Origin of the sequence: Pseudomonas sp. FSL R10-0056, from assembly GCF_009600105.1 — a bacterium.
Lineage (GTDB): Bacteria > Pseudomonadota > Gammaproteobacteria > Pseudomonadales > Pseudomonadaceae > Aquipseudomonas > Aquipseudomonas bubulae.
The window spans coordinates 16,388-35,772 of record NZ_WIWL01000174.1; the positions used below are offsets into that span (position 1 = coordinate 16,388).

The window sequence follows — 19,385 nt, forward strand, 5'->3', positions numbered from 1 at the left end:
AAAGCATCGGTTGCCCCCAAGGGCTCATGGAGTTTGAGATGGACAAGAGTGAAGAACTGACCGGCCCTGCAACCCCTCCGGTCTGCGACAAAATATACCCCACTTTGTTTATCGCTCTTGGCGGCACCGGTATGAAGGTCAATATTCGCCTGCGCCGGCGCATCCTTAATGCGATCTGGGGAGGCAATAATCAAGTCCAACATATCTCGGATTTCCCGCTGGTGCAGTTCATCAATTTCGACCTCGATTCAGGTGAAGTAACCCAGGATGGTAAGTCAGTAAAAACCGACGTGCTGGCCGAGCAAGTGGCCTTCACCTCTGAAGAGAAAGTCATTGAGCCTCTGCATCTGAGCAAATACACCCACTCCATGGATGAGCTCAATCGCCACCGTGAAGTGGCCGAATGGTTCCCGCTGACACCAGATAAAATCAAAGCTTTAGGCATCGACCCCTCCAAGGGGGCAGGGCAGATTCGTGCACTGTCACGCCTGTATTTCTTCGACAAATATCCAAAAATCCGCGACAAAATGCGCGACAAAGTCGGGCGTTTGCTCAATAACATTGGTACTCAAGCAGACAAGCTGAAAAAACTTGGTCTGGAAATCGAACCGGGAAAACTGCGGATCGTTATTACCGGCTCAGCCGCCGGGGGTACCGGCTCCGGTGCATTCCTGGACATGGGCTATCTGGCCAAGGCCATCCTTAAAGAAAAAAACATTGTTGGCAAGGTCGACTTGTTCCTCGTCCTGCCAGGCGGTTTCCAAGCCTTCAACAGCGAGCGTGTTCAAGCGAACGGCTACGCTGCATTGATGGAAATGGAAACCTGCATGCGCGGCAATCCCCTGCTAAAACATTGGGACGCCTCCGACAATCTGTTTATCGACAGTCGCCCCTACGATGACGTTTTCATCCTAGACAACAGCAACGTCGCACAAGCAAGAACCGAGAATCAGGAAGACGTCTATGAAATGCTTTCCGACATCTTGTTCACCGACTTCACTTCACAAGACTTCGCCAACAAAAAGCGATCAGTTTCCGTAAACCAAAACCTGTTCAAGACCGAGAACTTTGATGTCAGCCTGCCGCGCGACTATGGCGACAACAACACACTGCAGTTTCCTCGTATCTACTCCTCGGTCGGGCAGGCCGTTCTCGACACACAAATTGACGCCCGCCAGAACGTACGTCTGAATCAGCAAGTGCAGCACATGCTTAAGGCGTTTTTCGGCGTCGCCAATAGCGAAGTCATCAGTAATCGTCCAACCGATAAAGAGCGTGACGAATTCCTGAAGGAACAACTCACCATCACGGCACGTACCTTCACCGACCTGCCAGAATTTCTGTCCCGTGTGGAGTTAACCCAAGCCACTGGCGAGTTCACTCACTATCAGATCGCCGATGATCTGCTACAGGTAGAAGGTGACAACAGTGTCATTGCGCAAATTGAGCACAAAGTCGAATCTCTGTTCGAACGCTTGCAAAATGGCGGCGCCGATAAGGATCAATGGCTGACCCTGGTCCGCGAGATTCAACAGCAGCTTGAGCGTGACACCAAAGGCAGCTCTATCGACAGCGCCGAGCGTAACCATGAAGTGCGGATCAAGGAAAACCGACTGAAACGTTTCGCACAATGGACACGCGAAGATAGCTTGCCGGAGCAATTGTTCCGTCGTCTGGATGATGACGAGCGCGGAGGGCTGGATTACACCCTGGCACTGGTCGAAATGATCAAAGACCGCCTTGAAAACGACAATGGCATCATCCCTGCGCTGGAGAAAAATGCCGGACGCTTTAAAGAACTGTCGGAAAAGCTCGAATCATCTGAGCTGGCACGCGAGTTCGAGCGCCTGAAAGAAACGACTGGCAAAGGACTATTGGCGCGACTGAGCGGTAAAGATAAACAAGCCGACACTGTGATCAGCCAGGTCAAAGATACCCTGCGTGAAAGCCTGTTGTTCTACGTACGTTCGATTGCCGCGCGCGAAGCGGCTCAGTTGCTGCGTGATATCTCTGAATGGTTGGGCCGCAAAGGACCAGTAGACGTCAACGGTCGCCCTGTGTGGAGCGGTTTTGTAGGACGCCTGCAGGACGGCCGTAACGCAGTTGATCATCTTTTGCATCGCATCGACTCAAACATCGCCAAAATCAATGCCGGGCTTCAGACTCAACACGCCACGCTGATTCCGCTAAAACTGGTGCAAAGTGACGACCGTCATCCCGTCGACAGCCAGCAAGTACGCGAGTGGGCCAAGGACGCTTTCAAAGACTTTGGTGGCTCAAAAGCCTTGTTTGGCAAGTTGCAGACCAAAGAAGGTCAAGAGGAACTGCTACAGGCGCTGCGCAATAAAGCAGTGCATCAGTTACCTAAAAATCAAGCGGATGTGGATCCGTTGATGACCGCATTGGCGGCACTACCCCCCGAAGAACAGCGAGAGAAGTTCAGGATGTTGTTGCTGCGGGCCATGCCATGGGTACCGCTTAACCTCAATGGTGATTTCAATATCCACAAAGACCTCTACACCTGCCTGATTGGCGTACACAACTCGACTGAATTCAACCGCTTGTTTGGCGCTCAAATTGCGGAATGCTTGCCACAAGGCGCGGGTATCACAGCAGGACAAATCAATTTCTTTGAATCAGGCATGCCCGGCAAACTGGTGTGCTACACCGAATTGAGCGGGTTCCCGATCCCAGCTATCACCCAGCTGTCGACGTACCTAGCCAGCTATCGTAAAGAAAGCGCCTCCATCCCCCTGCATATCCATAAACGCATTAGCCAATTCGTACAACCGATCCAGTTCAATCAAGAGCAGTACCGCGAGTTCGCTGAGGATTTCAAACTCTACTTGCATGCCATTGGCTTGGGCGTCCTCAAGCGTCTGAACAACGGGCTGTATGAGTTCATGCTGGCCAAGGACAACTTCACCGTGGGCGATGAGTTTTCTATTCGCCAAAGCCGGTTCCATAGCATCCACCGTGCCGACATCGAACGTCAGGTCAACGACAAGGCCAAAGGCCTTAACGCCTTCCAAGTTGCGGTGCTGGCGACGATTTTCGAAGACATGAGCAGCACGGCCTATAAGCCGAAAAAGAAAGATGAAGGCGGACGCTCATATAATTTCAAAGCCTTCCCATGCAACATCGCAGAACTCTTAAAGCAAGAGTATCTGGAACGCCTTGACCGTCAGGCACCGACTGATGCGAAAAACCTCAAAGACCGCGCTGAAACCCTTATGGAGCAATGGGGGCAGCGGATCGAAGGCTCAAAAGCCGACGTCTATCACGATGAAGTTGAGGGTGATCACGGCGAAAAACTCACGGTAAATAAAGAGTTCTTCACCGACGGCTGGCTGGAAAATCTGTCCACCCAGGCAAGCACTGCACCTGCAGCCCCTGGCATGGCCCCACCACCACCGTTCGCCGCACCACAGCACAGCTACCACCTGAGTGTCAGCGGGACCAATTACGGCCCTTACAACACCCAGCAATTGCAGCAATATGTGCAGTCCGGGCAAATCACCCGCGACAGCCTGCTGTGGCGTGAAGGTATGCCTGCCTGGCAGACGGCCGGGCAAATCATGGAGCTTGCGCACCTGTTTGCGCCAGCCGTGGGCGGCCCTCCTCTGACAGCCCCGGCTCCACCGCCAGCACCTTGAGCGCACACGAGAAGACCATGTCCGCATCGTCAGCCAAAGCCTCTGCATTCCCGACCTCATGCGCCAACAGCGCCTGCGGTCAGGGGCTCTGCGGCCCAGTTAAATACTGCCCGTTCTGCGGCGCCCCGCTTCAGCAGGCGCCCGCAGCGGTTACCCCGGTACCGGCAGCTGAACCCAAGGCTCGGCCAGCCACCCCTGCACCCAAAGCAACCGTCACACCTGCCAGTGCTCCACCACCCCGGGACATACCTGCTGCAGCGCCAACACCTGTACCAGGTCCGGCGTCTCCCCCACCTGCGCCGCCTGCCGCAACACCAGCGCCCACCAACAGAAAACCGGCCCTGATAATGGCAGTTGTAACTCTGGCAGTGGTGGTGGGCGGCTACGTTGCAATCAAGATGATGGCCGGGCAAAGCCAGCAAAAGCTCGATGGCTTTTTGCAAACCGGTCAGAGCTGTTTTGACACCAGGGACTTTGCTTGCGCGCTGGACAATGCCGGGCTCGCCTTGCAACAGGACAGCAATGACCCTCGCGCCTTGAGTCTGCTGCAGCGTGCGCAGGCCGCCCAGGCGCGCCAGCAACAATTGCAGGATGCGGCGCAAAAACAGCAGCTGCTCAAAGCCCAGGCCGCCGAGGCGGCGCGACAAGCCGATGCCTTGCGCGAACAGCAAGCTCTTGAGCGCCAGCGCCAGGAAGCGGCCGATCGCCAGGTGCGTGACCAACAGCAGCAACAGGCTGCCAAAGCTGTTAATGCCTCCCTGCAACAAGCGCAAAACGCGCTCAATGCCGGGGAGTACCAGTCTGCAATTGCCGTGGCCAGGGTCGTGCTGGGTATGGACCCAAACAATAGTCGGGCGCGCAACATCATCCGCCAGGCTGAACAACAACTCAAAGAAGCACTGAATCGAACCCGGATCGAATAATCAGGGTGTATGAGTTTTCCCCTCTCTTACTTGGAAGTTACTGATGAAATTGCCCTCCAACTCTTTGGATAAACGCTTGCTGGCCTTGGGCCTGGCTTCGCTACTGGGTCTGCAAGGCTGCGCCAATATCGACTCTGCCAGCATCAACCCGACCAACTGGAGTGGCAGCGACTGGATGAAGTGCGGGCTGGCAATTGCAGCAGGTGCGGCAGCGGGTGCTGCTGTGAGCGGTGCCAACGATAAAGGCGCAGGCGTATTGATTGGCGGGGTTGCCGGCATGGCCGCCTGTTTCGCGATCAATGCCAAGTCGGTACAGACCAAAACCGCTCAAGAAGTTGAACAACAATATAAAACCTCGGGCAAGAAACAACCGGCCCAGCCAGAACTGGTTAGCTACGACACCAGTATCCAGCCCGGTATGACCATCAAACGGGGTCAACCGATTACCGTGGTTTCCAATATTGTTGCGATCAACGGTGCGACCCAGCCGATCAGCGAAATCAAGGAAGAGATCCGCCTGTTTGCCCCCAACGAGGCCAAGCCGTTGAAAGAAGGCAGCAAGATCGCGAACACCAAAGGCGGCAGTGGCGGTTACGAGAACACCTTCACCATCACCCTCGATGAGCGTGCGCCGCAGGGTATCTACCGGATCGAAACATCGGTGGCCGTCAACGGCAAGCCGGCCAACACCCGAATCAACAATGTGCAGTTGGTGATGATTGATCGCGAGACCTATCAGCTGGCATTTCTGGATCGATAGCTGGCGGGTTGCATTCGCCCTGTAGCCGCTGCTGAAGAAACCAGGCAGCGGCTACACAGGCTCCTGTCATCACGCACCCGGCACAAAATGCTTCTGCGCCGTGCCGTGGGCGATCAGCCGCGAGAGATAGTTCATTTTGTCGGCGTCCTGATCGACAAAGCGAAAGGTCAGTTGCAACCACGCACTGTCCGGTTTTGGCTCGAATGCCACGATGGCATGCAGATAACCGTTCAAACGCGCCACCTCGGCGTTCTCGCCCTGCTCAAGGTCGAGTACGGCACTGTCCAGTACCTGAGGCAGCACTTCGCCACGACGCACCACCAGCAGCGCCTCCTTGAGGCTCAACGCCTTGATTACGCAGGTTTGGGTACCGCTGGGCAAACGCAGTTGCCCCTGACCACGGCTGGTCAGCGCCGGTGCCGCGACAGGTGCCGGCCGTGGTGCCGGGGCAACCGGGGCAGATGTCACCGACGTCGGGGTCACGACCTGCGCCTTGCCACCGGTCAATGCATTCAGCGAGTCATTGCCAAAGGCCGAATTAACCCGCGTCGGGGTGCTGGCCATCACGGCGCTCAGCAATCCCGCCTTGGTGAACGCCTTCTTCACCTTCGACAGTAACTGCTCATTGGTGAAGGGTTTGCTGACGAAATCCGAAACTCCGGCCTGAATGGCCTGGATCACGTTCTCTTTGTCACCACGGCTGGTGACCATGATAAAGGGCAGCGTTTTCAGACGGTCTTGCTCGCGGCACCAGGTCAACAGCTCAAGGCCGGACATCTCCGGCATTTCCCAGTCGCACAGCACCAGATCGAAGGCTTCACGGGACAGCAAGGCCTGGGCTTTGCGGCCGTTGACCGCGTCTTCGATCCTGATGCCCGGGAAGTAGTTACGCAGGCAATTTTTAACCAGATCACGAATAAACGACGCGTCATCTACCACCAGCACACTAACCTTGCTCATCGACTGCTCCTTGGATATGAACGCCCGAAAACCAAAACGCCCGGCATTGAGCCGGGCGTTTTTTAGATCGGGCTGCCTTATTTATCGTCAGGCGACGACGCAACATTAGCGTTATCGGCACCCGTGCCCTGAACTTCTTCGCGCATGCGCTTGAGACCCATGTGCCGCACGTCTGTACCGCGTACCAGATAAATCACCAGCTCCGAGATATTGCGGGCGTGGTCGCCGATACGTTCCAGTGAGCGCAGCACCCAGATGATGCTCAACACACGCGTGATCGAACGCGGATCTTCCATCATGTAAGTGGCCAGCTCACGTAGCGCGGTCTTGTACTCACGGTCGATGATTTTGTCGTACTGCGCCACAGACAGGGCAAGATCGGCGTCAAAGCGGGCAAACGCATCCAGTGCATCACGCACCATATTGCGCACCTGGTCACCGATATGGCGCACTTCAACGTATCCGCGCGGCGCCTCACCTTCTTCGCACAACTGAATGGCCCGACGGGCGATCTTGGTCGCTTCGTCACCAATGCGTTCCAGGTCGATCACCGACTTGGAAATGCTGATGATCAATCGCAAGTCAGACGCCGCAGGCTGACGACGGGCCAGAATGCGCAGGCACTCCTCGTCGATATTGCGCTCCATCTGGTTGATCTGTTCATCGATCTCACGCACCTGTTGCGCCAGGCCCGAGTCGGCCTCGATCAGTGCGGTCACCGCATCGTTGACCTGCTTCTCGACCAGGCCGCCCATCGCCAGCAGGTGGCTGCGCACGTCTTCGAGTTCCGCGTTGAACTGCGCGGAAATGTGATGGGTGAGGCCATCCTTTGAAATCATGGTTCTGCTCCGCAAAAGCTGTGAGCTGCACGCGGTTAGCGGCCAGCCGAATTATCGTGACATAGAACGGGCAATGCCGCTCAAACTAGCCATAGCGCCCGGTAATGTAGTCTTCGGTCTGCTTTTTGGCCGGGTTGGTGAACAGCGTGTCAGTGTCACCATATTCAACCATTTTGCCCATGTACATGAACGCCGTGTAATCCGAGACACGGGCTGCCTGTTGCATGTTGTGGGTTACGATCACGATGGTGAACTTGGACTTGAGCTCGTAGATCAGCTCTTCGACTTTCAACGTCGAGATCGGGTCGAGTGCCGAGCATGGCTCATCGAGCAGCAACACTTCGGGCTCTACCGCGATGGTACGGGCAATCACCAGACGCTGTTGCTGGCCACCGGACAAACCCAGTGCCGAGTCGTGCAGGCGGTCTTTGACTTCGTCCCACAACGCCGCGCCCTTGAGCGCCCATTCGACGGCTTCATCGAGCACACGCTTTTTATTGATGCCCTGGATGCGCAGGCCGTAAACCACGTTCTCGTAAATGGTTTTGGGGAACGGATTGGGCTTCTGGAATACCATGCCGACGCGGCGACGCAGTTCGGCTACATCCTCGCCCTTGCGGTAGATGTTGTTGCCGTACAGGTTGATCTCGCCTTCAACGCGGCAGCCGTCCACCAGGTCATTCATGCGGTTGAAGGTACGCAACAGCGTGGACTTGCCACAGCCGGACGGGCCGATAAATGCCGTTACCCGTTGTTTCGGGATATTCAGGCTGACGTCGTACAGGGCCTGTTTTTCACCGTAGTAAAGATTCAGGCCCGGTACTTCAATGGCGACTTCTTCGTTGGCCAGGTTCAAGCTTTGTTTGGTGCGACCCAAGGCGGACATGTTGATGCCGTGGGTTGAGGATTCATGCTGCATGGGTTGCTCCATACGCTAAAAATTCGTTTCGGTTTTTCAGTAACCGGGTTTCTTCTGGGAGAGCGGGCTTGCTCGCGATTCAGGCACCTCGGTTTCACGCTGAAACCTTACCGATACCATCGCGGGCAAGCCCGCTCCCACAGGTCATGTGTCTATCAGCTATCCAGCGCCTTGTACTTCTCGCGCAGGTGGTTACGAATCCACACGGCGGACAGGTTCAGGGTCGCGATCACCAGCACCAGCAGCAGCGCCGTGGCGTATACCAGCGGTCGGGCGGCTTCGACGTTCGGGCTCTGGAAGCCGACGTCATAAATATGGAAGCCCAGGTGCATGATCTTCTGGTCAAGGTGCAGGTACGGGTAGTTGCCGTCCAGCGGCAGCGACGGCGCCAGTTTGACCACGCCCACCAGCATCAGCGGTGCCACTTCACCGGCGGCACGGGCCACGGCGAGGATCATGCCGGTCATCATGGCCGGGCTGGCCATCGGCAGCACGATTTTCCACAGGGTTTCCGATTTGGTTGCACCCAGCGCCAGCGAGCCTTCGCGCACTGTACGCGGAATCCGCGCCAGCCCTTCTTCGGTGGCCACGATCACTACCGGCACGGCCAGCAACGCCAGGGTCAGCGAAGCCCACATCAGGCCAGGTGTACCAAAGGTCGGCGCAGGCAATGCTTCTGCGAAGAACAGGCGGTCAACCGAGCCGCCCAGCACATACACAAAGAAGCCCAGGCCGAATACGCCGTAAACGATGGCCGGTACGCCTGCCAGGTTGTTCACCGCGATACGGATGATCCGGGTCAGGGTGTTTTGCTTGGCATATTCACGCAGGTAAACCGCCGCCAGTACGCCAAACGGCGTCACGATCACCGCCATGATCAGGGTCATCATTACCGTGCCGAAAATGGCCGGGAAGATCCCGCCCTCGGTATTGGCTTCACGTGGATCCTGGCTCAGGAATTCCCAGATATTGCTGAAGTACATCGCCAGTTTCTGCCAGCTGTTCATCGCGTTCGGCTGGTACACCTTGACCACCTTGCCGATGCCGATTTCCAGCTCTTTGCCGTTGGCATCCCGGGCCGTAAGGCTGTCACGGTTAAACTGTGCATGCAGTTCGCCCAGGCGGTCCTCGATGGCCTTGTAGCGGGCATTCAGCTCGGCGCGCTCGGTTTCCATGTCGGCCTGTGCCTGCGGGGTCAGCTTGCCTTCCAGCTCCAGCTTGCGACCGTGCAGGCGGATACGCTCCAGACCGTAGTTGATCGCGCCGATGTCTTTCTTCTCAAGCTGGCTCAGTTGCGCGGCCAGGTCATTGACCCGCTTGACCCGCGCTTGCAGCTCCGGCCAGGCCGCGGCACCTTCTGCCACCACCTTGCCGTTTTCCTTGACGTTAACCAGGTAGCCGTAGAAGTTGCCCCACTCGCGACGCTCAATGGCCATCAACTCGGGCGGCGTGCTCTGGTTCGTCAACCACTCGCCGACCACCCAGGTAAAATCATTGCCGTTCAGGTCACGGTTGCCGACCTTGATCAGCTCCCGGGTCATGAACTCCGGGCCTTGTTCCGGCACCGGCAGGCCCGCACTTTTCAGGCGCTCGCGGGGCACTTCTTCCTTTTGCACCACTTCGCCGATCACCAGGTGATTGGCATCACCCGGCACGTTGTATTCAGCGTGGATCAGGTCGGCCGGCCAGAAGTGGCCCAGGCCACGCACGGCAATCACCGAGAGCAGGCCGATGGTCATGATGACGGCGATGGACACTGCGCCACCGCTGATCCAGACGCCTGGAGCGCCGCTCTTGAACCAGCCTTTGAGGGAGTTCTGTTTCACAGACTTCTACCTTCCTTAAAGCGACGAATATTTCTTGCGCAGACGCTGACGAATCAGTTCGGCAAGAGTGTTCATGATGAAGGTGAACAACAGCAGCACCAGCGCCGAGAGGAACAGCACGCGGTAATGGCTACCGCCCACTTCCGACTCCGGCATTTCCACCGCCACGTTCGCCGCCAGGGTACGCAGGCCTTCGAACAGGTTCATTTCCATGACCGGGGTGTTACCGGTGGCCATCAACACAATCATCGTCTCGCCGACCGCACGGCCCATACCGATCATCAGTGCCGAGAAGATCCCCGGGCTGGCCGTCAGGATGACCACGCGGGTCATGGTTTGCCACGGTGTGGCACCCAGCGCCAGCGAACCCAGGGTCAGACCGCGAGGCACACTGAACACGGCATCTTCAGCAATCGAGTAGATGTTGGGGATCACCGCGAAGCCCATTGCCAGACCCACAACCAGAGCATTGCGCTGGTCGTAAGTAATGCCCAGGTCGTGGGAGATCCACAGGCGCATATCGCCACCGAAGAACCAGGCTTCCATGAACGGGCTCATATACAGCGACAGGCCGCATACAAACAGAATCACCGGGATCAGGATCAGGCTTTCCCAACCGTCAGGCACACGCAGGCGGATCGACTCGGGCAGGCGGCTCCAGGTGAAGCCCGCCACCAGAATGCCGATCGGCATCAGCACCAGCAGGCTGAAAATCCCCGGCAAGTGGCCTTCCACATACGGCGCCAGGAACAGACCGGCGAAGAAACCCAGAATCACCGTCGGCATCGCTTCCATCAGCTCGATCACCGGCTTGACCTTGCGGCGCAGGCTTGGTGCCATGAAGTAAGCGGTGTAGATGGCTGCGGCAACGGCCAGAGGTGCCGCCAGCAACATCGCGTAGAACGCTGCTTTCAAGGTACCGAAGGTCAATGGCGCCAGGCTCATCTTCGGTTCGAAGTCAGTGTTGGCGGCTGTCGATTGCCAGACGTATTTAGGCTCGTCGTAGTTCTCGTACCAGACCTTGCTCCACAGCGCGCTCCAGGACACTTCCGGGTGCGGGTTCTTCAGGGTCAGTGGCAGCAGCTTGCCGCCCTCTTCCACGATGATGCGGTTGGCACGCGGCGACAACGCCATGACGCCCGGACCTTCTGCCACTTTCTCGACCAGCAGGGTGCGATGCGCGGTGCTGTGGAACACACCGATCTCGCCGGCCGCGTCCAGAGCCAGGAAGCCCTTGCGGCGTTGCTCGGCAGTGATTTCAACAATCGGCGACGTGCCCATCTGGAAGCTGCGGATATGTTTGAAGCGCTGCTCGCCATCCGGGTCGCGAGCCATGAACCACTGGCTCAGGCCGCCCTTGGAATCACCAAAAATCAGCGAAATACCGCCCACCAGTTGTGTGCTGGCGGTGATCTCGGTGGTTGCGTCATCCACCAGCTTGTAGCGACCGTTGAGGCTTTTGTCGCGCAGGCTGAAGACATCGGCCTGGGCGCGATCATTGATCACATACAACCACTGCTGACGCGGGTCGATATACAGCGCTTTGACCTTCGCGGTCATCTGCGGCAGGTCGATACGGGTCTCGGTGTTGGTGACCTCGTCGGTCATCATGTTTTCTTCGCGGGCCAGTGACAGCACGTTCAGTTGCGCGCCCGAGGAACCGGCCAGCACCAGCGTTGAATCGTTGACGCTGAGGTTGACGTGATCCAGTGCACCACCCTGCGGGTCGAGGACGATTGGCGTTTCGCCATACGGGTATTCGATTGCCGGGGTGATGGTCTTCTTGCCATCCGGGTAGCTGACTTTATAGCTGTGACGGAACACCAGCGCCTGACCGTTGGACAGGCCCAGCACCGCCACCGGATTACCCGGCTGGTCTTCACCCAGAGAAGTCACTTGAGTGCCGGCCGGCAACGGCAGGTTGACCCGCGACAGCTCTTCGCCGTTCTTCGCATTGAAGAACAACACCATGCCCTTGTCGGACACCCGCATACCGACCTGATTCTGCTCTTCGATGGAGATCATCAGCGGCTTGCCGGCGTCCTGCATCCACACCGGCGTAATCGCCTGTTTGGCGTTCAGGTCGGCACCCTGGAACAGTGGATAAACCACATAGCCCAGGAAGAAGAAGATCAGAGTGATTGCGCCAAGCACGGCAAGACCGCCGATAAATACATACCAGCGGGTCAGGTGATCTTTAAACGCGCGGATACGGCGCTTGCGTTGCAGTTCAGGCGTATTGAAATCAATGCGCTTGGGAGCGGATGTCGTAGTCATTGGGGAATTGGCCAGATCATTCATGCGCACACCCTAGCGGTCCTGTATGACAGAAAGATGACAAAGCAGTGACGCAAAAAATCCGCCGCCCAACGGTGCTGGCAGCGGAATGGAAAATTTGGTGAAGCGGTTGCGAGGCAGACCTGCAGGAGCGGGCTCGCTCGCGATGGCGTCAACTCAATAGGTCTGATGTACCAAGTTGCCTGCATCGCGAGCAAGCCCGCTCCCACATGGCGTCTGCTTATGCGCCTTCTTTCAGGCCCAGGTCAGCCAATGCTTTGGCAGCGACTTTGGCTGGCAGAGGGATATAGCCATCCTTCACGACCACTTCCTGACCTTGCTTGGACAGGACCAGCTTGATGAACTCGGCTTCCAGCGGATTCAGCGGCTTGTTCGGCGCCTTGTTCACGTACACGTAGAGGAAACGCGACAGCGGGTATTTGCCGTTCAGTGCGTTTTCTTCGGTGTCTTCGACAAACTCGGTGCTGCCTTTTTTAGCCAAAGGCACGGTCTTCACGCTGGCGGTTTTGTAACCGATGCCCGAGTAACCGACGCCGTTCAGCGAGCTGCTGATCGACTGCACAACCGAAGCCGAGCCCGGCTGTTCGTTCACGTTAGGCTTGTAGTCGCCTTTGCACAGGGCTTCTTCCTTGAAGTAGCCGTAAGTGCCGGATACCGAGTTACGACCGAACAGTTGAACCGGCTTGTTGGCCAGGTCGCCGGTCACACCCAAGTCGCCCCAGGTTTTAACGTCGGCTTTGGCGCCGCACAGGCGGGTCGAAGAGAAGATCGCATCAACCTGTTCCATGGTCAGGTGCTTGATCGGGTTGTCCTTGTGCACGAACACGGCCAGGGCATCCACTGCCACCGGGATGGCGGTAGGCTTGTAGCCGTACTTCTGCTCGAAGGCAGCCAGTTCGTTGTCTTTCATTTTGCGGCTCATCGGGCCCAGGTTAGCGGTGCCTTCAGTAATCGCAGGCGGCGCGGTCGAAGAACCGGCAGCTTGAATCTGGATGTTTACGTTCGGGTATTCTTTTTTGTACGCCTCAGCCCACAAGGTCATCAAGTTCGCCAGGGTGTCGGAACCAACGCTGGACAGGTTGCCCGACACACCAGTGGTCTTCACGTAGGGCTGAATAGCCGGGTCAACACCAGCGGCAACCGCATTGGCAGTTGCAACGCCTGCGGCGACAAAAGTCAGGGCCGCCATCACACGCTTCAGTTTCATGCCTTACTCCTAGCAAACGGGGTTAGATGAATCGGGGGCCAGTATCTGCAGGCCATGTGACTACTCTATGAACCGATTGTGACAATTAGATGAAAGGCCATCATTCGTTACAAATGATGGCCTTCGGGGAGAGGCTAGCGAAGTGTCATGGCCACTGAGCGATGTCTCAGCGGCCCTTTTTCCACAAATAAGCACCGACCACCAGGCCCATCGTGCAGATAATGGCCACGTAATACGCCGGCCCCATCGGGCTTTCCTTGAGCAACAGGGTCACGGCCATTGGGGTCAGACCGCCAAAGATGGCGTAGGCCAGGTTGTAGGAAAACGACAGGCCACTGAAACGCACCACTGGCGGAAAAGCTTTAACCATCACATAAGGGACGGCACCGATGGTGCCGACAAACAGACCGCTCAGGGAATACAGCGGGAACAGCCAGTCCGGATGCTGCAGCAGGCTGTGATAGAAGGTCCACGACGTGATCAGCAACCCGGCGCAACCCACCACAAACACCTTGCCCGCACCAAAGCGGTCAGCCAGGGCGCCCGAAGCGATGCAACCCAAACTCAAAAAGACGATCGCCAGGCTATTGGCTTGCAACGAGGTGGTCGCTGAAAAACCATAAATGGTTTGCAGCACCGTGGGCGTCATCAGAATGACCACGATGATCCCGGCAGACAGTAACCAGGTCAGCAGCATCGAGACCACAATCGCCCCGCGATGGTCGCGCAGCACGGTCTTGAGCGGGACTTCCGCAGCCAGCGCCTTGCGCAGCTGCAACTCGGCAAATACCGGTGTCTCGTGCAACCAGCGACGCAGGTACACCGAGAACAGGCCGAACACGCCGCCCATCAGGAATGGAATCCGCCAGGCAAAGTCAGACACTTCAGCCGGCGTATAGATCGTATTGATCGCCGTGGCCATCAGGGAACCCAGCAAGATGCCCGCGGTCAACCCGCAGGTCAGGGTGCCGCAGGCGTAGCCCACATGCCGTGGCGGCACATGCTCGGCCACGAACACCCAGGCCCCGGGCACTTCACCACCAATGGCCGCGCCCTGGATCACGCGCATCAGCAGCAACAGAATCGGTGCCCACATGCCAATCTGCGCATAGGTCGGCAGCAAGCCCATGATCAAAGTCGGTACAGCCATCATGAAGATGCTCAACGTGAACATCTTTTTGCGCCCCAGCAAATCACCAAAGTGCGCCATGACAATGCCGCCCAAAGGACGCGCCAGATAACCCGCAGCGAAAATACCGAAGGTTTGCATCAGACGTAGCCACTCGGGCATGTCCGCCGGAAAGAACAGTTTCCCGACCACGGTGGCAAAAAATACAAAAATAATGAAATCGTAAAACTCCAGCGCACCACCCAAGGCAGACAGCGACAAGGTTTTATAGTCATTACGGGTTAACGGCCGCGAAGGCGGTGCAGCACTGGAAGGCTCTGTGATCATGGGGTATTGCTTCTCTTATTAGGCACGGCAAAAAGCTGCAACTTCGCCGGCAGGGGCTGGGCAGGTTTTGAAAGATAACAAATTGTTTACAAAAGCACAGAGCTAGACGTGCAGCGCACCCAAAAAGCAGAATCAGGAGGTCGTCGGCCAGGCTGTCCCCCGATATACTCATGCTGTAAGAAACACTTGGTAACTTCTGAGGTTGCTGTGCGAAAACGTCCGCTGGCCACTTCAGCCGATTTCGCAGAGTTTCCCCTTGGTGCGGCTTATGAAGAACGTGACGAACGTAGTATGTTCGGGCTGAATCGTTTTTCTAAAGACGCTTTTTCACCCGCAGTACTTATGATGAATCACGGGTCAGAGGCCCTTAGGCATGCTAGAGCTCGAACAAGAAGATCCAATTCCGCAAGGCGATCTGGCCTTGCAAATCACCGCCCTGCCGCGCGAGACCAATGGTTTCGGCGATATTTTTGGCGGCTGGCTGGTCTCTCAAATGGACCTGGCCGGTACCGCAATGGCCAGCAAGGTTGCCGGTGGCCGTGTAGCCACTGTCGCTATTGATCGTATGGCATTTCTGGTACCCGTGGCCGTGGGCGCACAATTGTCGTTCTACACCCAGGCACTTGAGATCGGCCGCAGCTCGATCCAGATGATGGTTGAAGTGTGGAGTGACGACCCGTTGTCCAGCGAATGGCGTAAAGTGACCGAAGCGGTATTTGTCTTTGTCGCCATCGATGGCAGCGGCCGCACCCGCTCCGTTCCGCCACGTCGTTAAACCTATAAATAGAGAACCTGCCATGCACCACATTGAGTCAGTCACCCTGGATGAACTGGAGTGCTGGCACTTCCAGCATGGCCAGGCCCAACTGCTGGTCGCCAAACAGGGCGCGCAGGTTCTCAGTTATCAGGTAGGTGATGAGCCGCCGATCATCTGGCTCAACGAAAAAGCCCAATTCAAGCAAGGCCATGGCATCCGCACGGGCGTGCCGGTGTGCTGGCCCTGGTTTGGCAACCTGGCACTCAACCCGCAAAGCGTACAGGCCATGCGCCACAGCGATGAGCCCGCCACGGCCCACGGCCTGGTACGTACGCGCGAATGGGAAGTGCTGGAGATCGATGACGCCGGTGAGGCGCTGCATATAGCGCTGGGCTTGCCCCACATCGAAGGCGGCCTGCCCGGCTGGCCCCACGACGTGGCGCTGACCCTGAACATCCGCCTCGACAGCCAACTGCATATCAGCCTCACCAGCCATAACCGCAGCAGCATCCCGGTGAGCATCAGCCAGGCCCTGCACAGCTACTTTGCGGTCAGCGACGTGCGCAAGGTTGAGGTCAAAGGAGTCGACGGCCTGACCTACATCGACACACTCGACGACTGGAAACGTGTTGCGCAAGCGGGCGATTTGACCTTCAGCGGCGAAACCGATCGTATCTACCTCGATACCCCGCAGCAGTTGAGCATCGTCGACCCGGACTGGTCGCGCACGCTCGAGCTGACCAGCCGCGGCTCGCGCTCGGCGGTAATCTGGAATCCCTGGATCGACAAGACCGCCACGCTCGGCGATATGGCCGCAGATGGCTGGCAACGCATGCTGTGCATCGAAACCGCCAATGTGATGGATGACATCATCACATTGGCACCGGGCGCCAGCCATACGCTGGGTGTGAGTATTGGCAGCGAGCGCCTGAAAACCTGATACAACCAAAACCTGTGGGAGCGAGCAGGCTCGCTCCCACAATTGGTCTGATCCCTACAAATCTTCCTCAACCACTACCCGCACCTTGCTCGCATCCAGCGCATAGGCCGCATCGGCCAGGTCATTGCTGACCTTCTCGACCTTCAGCGAGCCCATCACCCACAGCGGCGTGTAGATATCATCCAGCTTCAAGCCTTTTGGATAGCGCACCAACACCAACTGATTGGGCGGCGGAGGCGGCACATGAATGCAGGCGCCCGGGTACGGCACCAGGAAAAACAGCGTACTGCGACCCTTGGCGTCTGTTTCCAGAGGCACGGGGTAGCCACCCAAACGGATATTTTTGCCGTTCATGCTGGCCACTGTCTTGCTGGAGTACATCACCGCGGGCAGGCCCTTGCTCTGCTTCAAACCACCCTTGTCGGTAAACGTACCATTGGCCTCGGGCGAGTCATGGTCAATTTCGGGCATTTGCTCAAGGGCTATTTGATCCGACTTGGGCATCAGTTCAAGCCAGTCGGTTTCGGGCAACTCTGCCGCATGTGCCAGGCCTGAACCCAGCAAAAGAAAAGTCAGTAGAAGACGGCGCATGCAAGGCTCGATAAAAGAAGGATTGAACGCGCGCAGTTTAACCCTCTCTGCGGCTGGCGCAGAGAGAGCCAAAGCGTTTAATCAGGACTTTTTCGACACCAGGCCGTAGATCACCAGCAAGATCACGGCACCCACCACGGCACCTATAAAGCCGGCACCCTCGCCTGCCTTGTAGATACCAATCGCCTGACCACCATAGGTAGCCGCCAGCGAACCGCCGATACCCAGCAGGATGGTCATGATCCAGCCCATGCTGTCGTCACCCGGTTTCAGGAAACGAGCCAGCAGGCCAACGATCAAGCCGATAAAAATGGTTCCGATGATGCCCATGGACGCTCCCTCAAAATTAAATGGCGTTACAACCAAAGCCTAGTCAGCACTTTGGCATCACGCCATCAGAGAGCAGCGACAACCCAATGGTTCCGTACAAAGCGATTTACGCTTCGTCGATCAGGGCTTCAACCTTGAGGATTTGCGCTTGCAACGTCGCCATGTCAGCGCAGCGCAGGTTGGCGTGACCGACTTTGCGGCCGACCTTGAACGCCTTGCCATAGTGATGCAGATGGCAATCAGCAATCGCAATCACCTTCTCAACCGGCGGCACGCTGCCGATGAAGTTGAGCATGGCGCTTTCACCCACTTTGGCTGTCGAACCCAGCGGCAGGCCGGCGATGGCGCGCAAGTGGTTTTCGAACTGGCTGCACTCGGCACCTTCGGTGGTCCAATGCCCGGAGTTATGGACACGCGGGGCGATTTCGTTGGCCTTGAGGCCACCGTCGACTTCAAAGAATTCGAATGCCATCACCCCAACGTAATCCAGCTGCTTGAGCACACGGCTGGAGTAGTCTTCAGCCAGGGCTTGCAACGGGTGATCGGTACTGGCAACCGACAGCTTGAGAATGCCGCTGTCGTGAGTGTTGTGTACCAATGGGTAGAACTTCGTTTCGCCATCACGGCCGCGTACGGCAATCAGCGACACTTCGCCGGTGAACGGCACAAACCCTTCCAGCAGGCACGCCACACTGCCCAGTTCAGCAAACGTATCCACGACATCGGCAGGGGTGCGCAGCACTTTCTGGCCCTTGCCGTCATAACCCAGGGTGCGGGTCTTGAGCACGGCAGGCAGGCCAATGGTGGCCACTGCTGCGTCCAGATCAGCCTGGGACTGGATGTCGGCAAATGCCGGCGTCGGAATGCCCAGATCCTTGAACATGCTCTTTTCGAACCAGCGATCGCGGGCAATGCGCAACGCTTCGGCGCTCGGGTATACCGGGACGAATTGCGACAGGAAAGCCACGGTTTCAGCGGGAACGCTTTCGAACTCGAACGTCACCAGGTCGACTTCGTCAGCCAACTGGCGCAAATGGTCCGGGTCGCTGTAGTCCGCACGCAGGTGTTCACCCAGCGAGGCGGCACAGGCATCAGGAGCCGGATCCAGGAAAGCGAAGTTCATCCCCAGCGGAGTGCCCGCCAGAGCCAGCATGCGGCCCAATTGACCGCCACCGATTACACCGATTTTCATCGTCAGAAACCTCAGGCTACGCGCGGGTCTGGATTGTCCAGCACGCTGTCTGTCTGTTCAGCACGGAATGCTTTCAAAACGGTATGGAACTGCGGATGCTTGGCGCCCAGGATGCTCGCCGACAACAGGGCAGCGTTGATCGCGCCCGCTTTGCCGATGGCCAGGGTTGCAACCGGGATGCCCGCCGGCATTTGCACTATCGACAGCAGCGAGTCTACGCCCGACAGCATCGCCGACTGCACCGGTACACCGAGCACTGGCAAATGGGTTTTGGCTGCACACATGCCTGGCAGGTGGGCTGCGCCACCGGCACCCGCGATGATGACCTCGATCCCGCGGCCTTCGGCCTCTTCGGCATACTGGAACAGCAGATCCGGAGTGCGGTGGGCAGAGACCACTTTCACTTCGTAAGGAATGCCGAGTTTTTCCAGCATATCGGCGGTGTGGCTGAGGGTGGACCAATCGGACTTGGAGCCCATGATCACGCCTACCAGTGCACTCATCGTCGCGCCTCTTCTCTTGGGCGCCCGCAGGCGCGTCAAAAAACAACAAGCCACGTGGAGGATCCGACGTGGCTTGTTATAGGAATTAAGGCCGGTCAAGCCAGCCGAAGGCCGCGCAGTATACCCCAAACATGTGCCTTGAAAGCACCTTTGACGACCATCTGTCATGCACATCGGATAATCCTGAATCCCCCGGTTTTATTGACCTGCAGGTCAACGCACTCCTCC

General features: G+C 57.4%; 16 protein-coding genes. 5 read left to right on the plus strand and 11 right to left on the minus strand.

The window, feature by feature from the left end; translation table 11 throughout:
* Positions 1 to 38: 38 nt before the first annotated feature.
* The 3 genes from GHO42_RS11480 (at position 39) to GHO42_RS11490 (ending at position 5,339) form a co-directional block, all read left to right on the plus strand.
* On the plus strand, positions 39 to 3,656 hold the full coding sequence (locus GHO42_RS11480) for a tubulin-like doman-containing protein (protein ID WP_169916976.1): 3,618 nt from the start codon (positions 39 to 41) through the stop codon (positions 3,654 to 3,656).
* Positions 3,657 to 4,003: 347 nt separating this feature from the next.
* Positions 4,004 to 4,579 carry a hypothetical protein gene (locus GHO42_RS11485; RefSeq protein WP_095021419.1) on the plus strand — a complete coding sequence of 192 codons (576 nt, stop codon included), beginning with the start codon at positions 4,004 to 4,006 and terminating at the stop codon, positions 4,577 to 4,579.
* A 43-nt stretch (positions 4,580 to 4,622) separates the two neighbouring features.
* The gene (locus GHO42_RS11490) at positions 4,623 to 5,339 is read left to right on the plus strand and encodes a hypothetical protein (protein ID WP_095017952.1); all 717 of its coding nucleotides are present in this window, start codon (positions 4,623 to 4,625) and stop codon (positions 5,337 to 5,339) included.
* Positions 5,340 to 5,408: 69 nt separating this feature from the next.
* Here GHO42_RS11490 and GHO42_RS11495 read toward each other — a convergent pair whose 3' ends face one another.
* The 7 genes from GHO42_RS11495 to GHO42_RS11525 all read right to left on the minus strand — a co-directional run bounded on the left by GHO42_RS11495 (position 5,409) and on the right by GHO42_RS11525 (position 14,844).
* On the minus strand, positions 5,409 to 6,299 hold the full coding sequence (locus tag GHO42_RS11495) for a response regulator (protein WP_094999521.1): 891 nt from the start codon (positions 6,297 to 6,299) through the stop codon (positions 5,409 to 5,411).
* 77 nt (positions 6,300 to 6,376) lie between these two features.
* Positions 6,377 to 7,138 carry a phosphate signaling complex protein PhoU gene (gene phoU, locus GHO42_RS11500; RefSeq protein WP_094999522.1) on the minus strand — a complete coding sequence of 254 codons (762 nt, stop codon included), beginning with the start codon at positions 7,136 to 7,138 and terminating at the stop codon, positions 6,377 to 6,379.
* 85 nt (positions 7,139 to 7,223) lie between these two features.
* Positions 7,224 to 8,057 (minus strand): phosphate ABC transporter ATP-binding protein PstB, encoded by an 834-nt coding sequence (pstB, locus tag GHO42_RS11505; protein ID WP_094999523.1) that lies wholly within the window; start codon positions 8,055 to 8,057, stop codon positions 7,224 to 7,226.
* Between the two features lie 155 nt (positions 8,058 to 8,212).
* Positions 8,213 to 9,883, minus strand: a complete 1,671-nt coding sequence (gene pstA / locus GHO42_RS11510; RefSeq protein ID WP_095017950.1) for a phosphate ABC transporter permease PstA — start codon at positions 9,881 to 9,883, stop codon at positions 8,213 to 8,215.
* A 15-nt stretch (positions 9,884 to 9,898) separates the two neighbouring features.
* Complete coding sequence (locus tag GHO42_RS11515; RefSeq protein ID WP_094999525.1) at positions 9,899 to 12,184, minus strand: ABC transporter permease subunit; 2,286 nt, start codon at positions 12,182 to 12,184, stop codon at positions 9,899 to 9,901.
* Between the two features lie 217 nt (positions 12,185 to 12,401).
* Positions 12,402 to 13,388: a phosphate ABC transporter substrate-binding protein PstS gene (locus tag GHO42_RS11520; RefSeq protein WP_094999526.1), complete on the minus strand. Its 987-nt coding sequence runs from the start codon at positions 13,386 to 13,388 to the stop codon at positions 12,402 to 12,404.
* A 166-nt stretch (positions 13,389 to 13,554) separates the two neighbouring features.
* Positions 13,555 to 14,844: an MFS transporter gene (locus tag GHO42_RS11525; RefSeq protein ID WP_094999527.1), complete on the minus strand. Its 1,290-nt coding sequence runs from the start codon at positions 14,842 to 14,844 to the stop codon at positions 13,555 to 13,557.
* A gap of 373 nt (positions 14,845 to 15,217) precedes the next feature.
* On the opposite strand from GHO42_RS11525, the gene GHO42_RS11530 reads away from it, so the two are divergent.
* Positions 15,218 to 15,619 (plus strand): acyl-CoA thioesterase, encoded by a 402-nt coding sequence (locus GHO42_RS11530; RefSeq protein ID WP_003438129.1) that lies wholly within the window; start codon positions 15,218 to 15,220, stop codon positions 15,617 to 15,619.
* 22 nt (positions 15,620 to 15,641) lie between these two features.
* Positions 15,642 to 16,541, plus strand: a complete 900-nt coding sequence (locus GHO42_RS11535; protein WP_095021421.1) for a D-hexose-6-phosphate mutarotase — start codon at positions 15,642 to 15,644, stop codon at positions 16,539 to 16,541.
* Positions 16,542 to 16,595: 54 nt separating this feature from the next.
* Here GHO42_RS11535 and GHO42_RS11540 read toward each other — a convergent pair whose 3' ends face one another.
* The 4 genes from GHO42_RS11540 to purE all read right to left on the minus strand — a co-directional run bounded on the left by GHO42_RS11540 (position 16,596) and on the right by purE (position 19,157).
* On the minus strand, positions 16,596 to 17,132 hold the full coding sequence (locus GHO42_RS11540; protein ID WP_094999529.1) for a DUF3299 domain-containing protein: 537 nt from the start codon (positions 17,130 to 17,132) through the stop codon (positions 16,596 to 16,598).
* 81 nt (positions 17,133 to 17,213) lie between these two features.
* Positions 17,214 to 17,462: a GlsB/YeaQ/YmgE family stress response membrane protein gene (locus GHO42_RS11545; protein WP_016782939.1), complete on the minus strand. Its 249-nt coding sequence runs from the start codon at positions 17,460 to 17,462 to the stop codon at positions 17,214 to 17,216.
* 106 nt (positions 17,463 to 17,568) lie between these two features.
* Positions 17,569 to 18,654, minus strand: coding sequence for a 5-(carboxyamino)imidazole ribonucleotide synthase (locus GHO42_RS11550; protein ID WP_094999530.1), 1,086 nt, complete (start codon positions 18,652 to 18,654; stop codon positions 17,569 to 17,571).
* Positions 18,655 to 18,665: 11 nt separating this feature from the next.
* The gene (gene purE, locus GHO42_RS11555; RefSeq protein ID WP_016782937.1) at positions 18,666 to 19,157 is read right to left on the minus strand and encodes a 5-(carboxyamino)imidazole ribonucleotide mutase; all 492 of its coding nucleotides are present in this window, start codon (positions 19,155 to 19,157) and stop codon (positions 18,666 to 18,668) included.
* Positions 19,158 to 19,385: the final 228 nt, after the last annotated feature.

Bases quoted from the DNA above. Each gene is read 5' to 3' on its own strand.
- GHO42_RS11480 (WP_169916976.1), top strand. From the start codon at position 39: ATGGACAAGAGTGAAGAACTGACCGGCCCTGCAACCCCTCCGGTCTGC.
- GHO42_RS11485 (WP_095021419.1), top strand. From the start codon at position 4,004: ATGGCAGTTGTAACTCTGGCAGTGGTGGTGGGCGGCTACGTTGCAATC.
- GHO42_RS11490 (WP_095017952.1), top strand. From the start codon at position 4,623: ATGAAATTGCCCTCCAACTCTTTGGATAAACGCTTGCTGGCCTTGGGC.
- GHO42_RS11495 (WP_094999521.1), bottom strand. From the start codon at position 6,299: ATGAGCAAGGTTAGTGTGCTGGTGGTAGATGACGCGTCGTTTATTCGT.
- phoU (WP_094999522.1), bottom strand. From the start codon at position 7,138: ATGATTTCAAAGGATGGCCTCACCCATCACATTTCCGCGCAGTTCAAC.
- pstB (WP_094999523.1), bottom strand. From the start codon at position 8,057: ATGCAGCATGAATCCTCAACCCACGGCATCAACATGTCCGCCTTGGGT.
- GHO42_RS11515 (WP_094999525.1), bottom strand. From the start codon at position 12,184: ATGAATGATCTGGCCAATTCCCCAATGACTACGACATCCGCTCCCAAG.
- GHO42_RS11520 (WP_094999526.1), bottom strand. From the start codon at position 13,388: ATGAAACTGAAGCGTGTGATGGCGGCCCTGACTTTTGTCGCCGCAGGC.
- GHO42_RS11525 (WP_094999527.1), bottom strand. From the start codon at position 14,844: ATGATCACAGAGCCTTCCAGTGCTGCACCGCCTTCGCGGCCGTTAACC.
- GHO42_RS11530 (WP_003438129.1), top strand. From the start codon at position 15,218: ATGCTAGAGCTCGAACAAGAAGATCCAATTCCGCAAGGCGATCTGGCC.
- GHO42_RS11535 (WP_095021421.1), top strand. From the start codon at position 15,642: ATGCACCACATTGAGTCAGTCACCCTGGATGAACTGGAGTGCTGGCAC.
- GHO42_RS11540 (WP_094999529.1), bottom strand. From the start codon at position 17,132: ATGCGCCGTCTTCTACTGACTTTTCTTTTGCTGGGTTCAGGCCTGGCA.
- GHO42_RS11545 (WP_016782939.1), bottom strand. From the start codon at position 17,462: ATGGGCATCATCGGAACCATTTTTATCGGCTTGATCGTTGGCCTGCTG.
- GHO42_RS11550 (WP_094999530.1), bottom strand. From the start codon at position 18,654: ATGAAAATCGGTGTAATCGGTGGCGGTCAATTGGGCCGCATGCTGGCT.
- purE (WP_016782937.1), bottom strand. From the start codon at position 19,157: ATGAGTGCACTGGTAGGCGTGATCATGGGCTCCAAGTCCGATTGGTCC.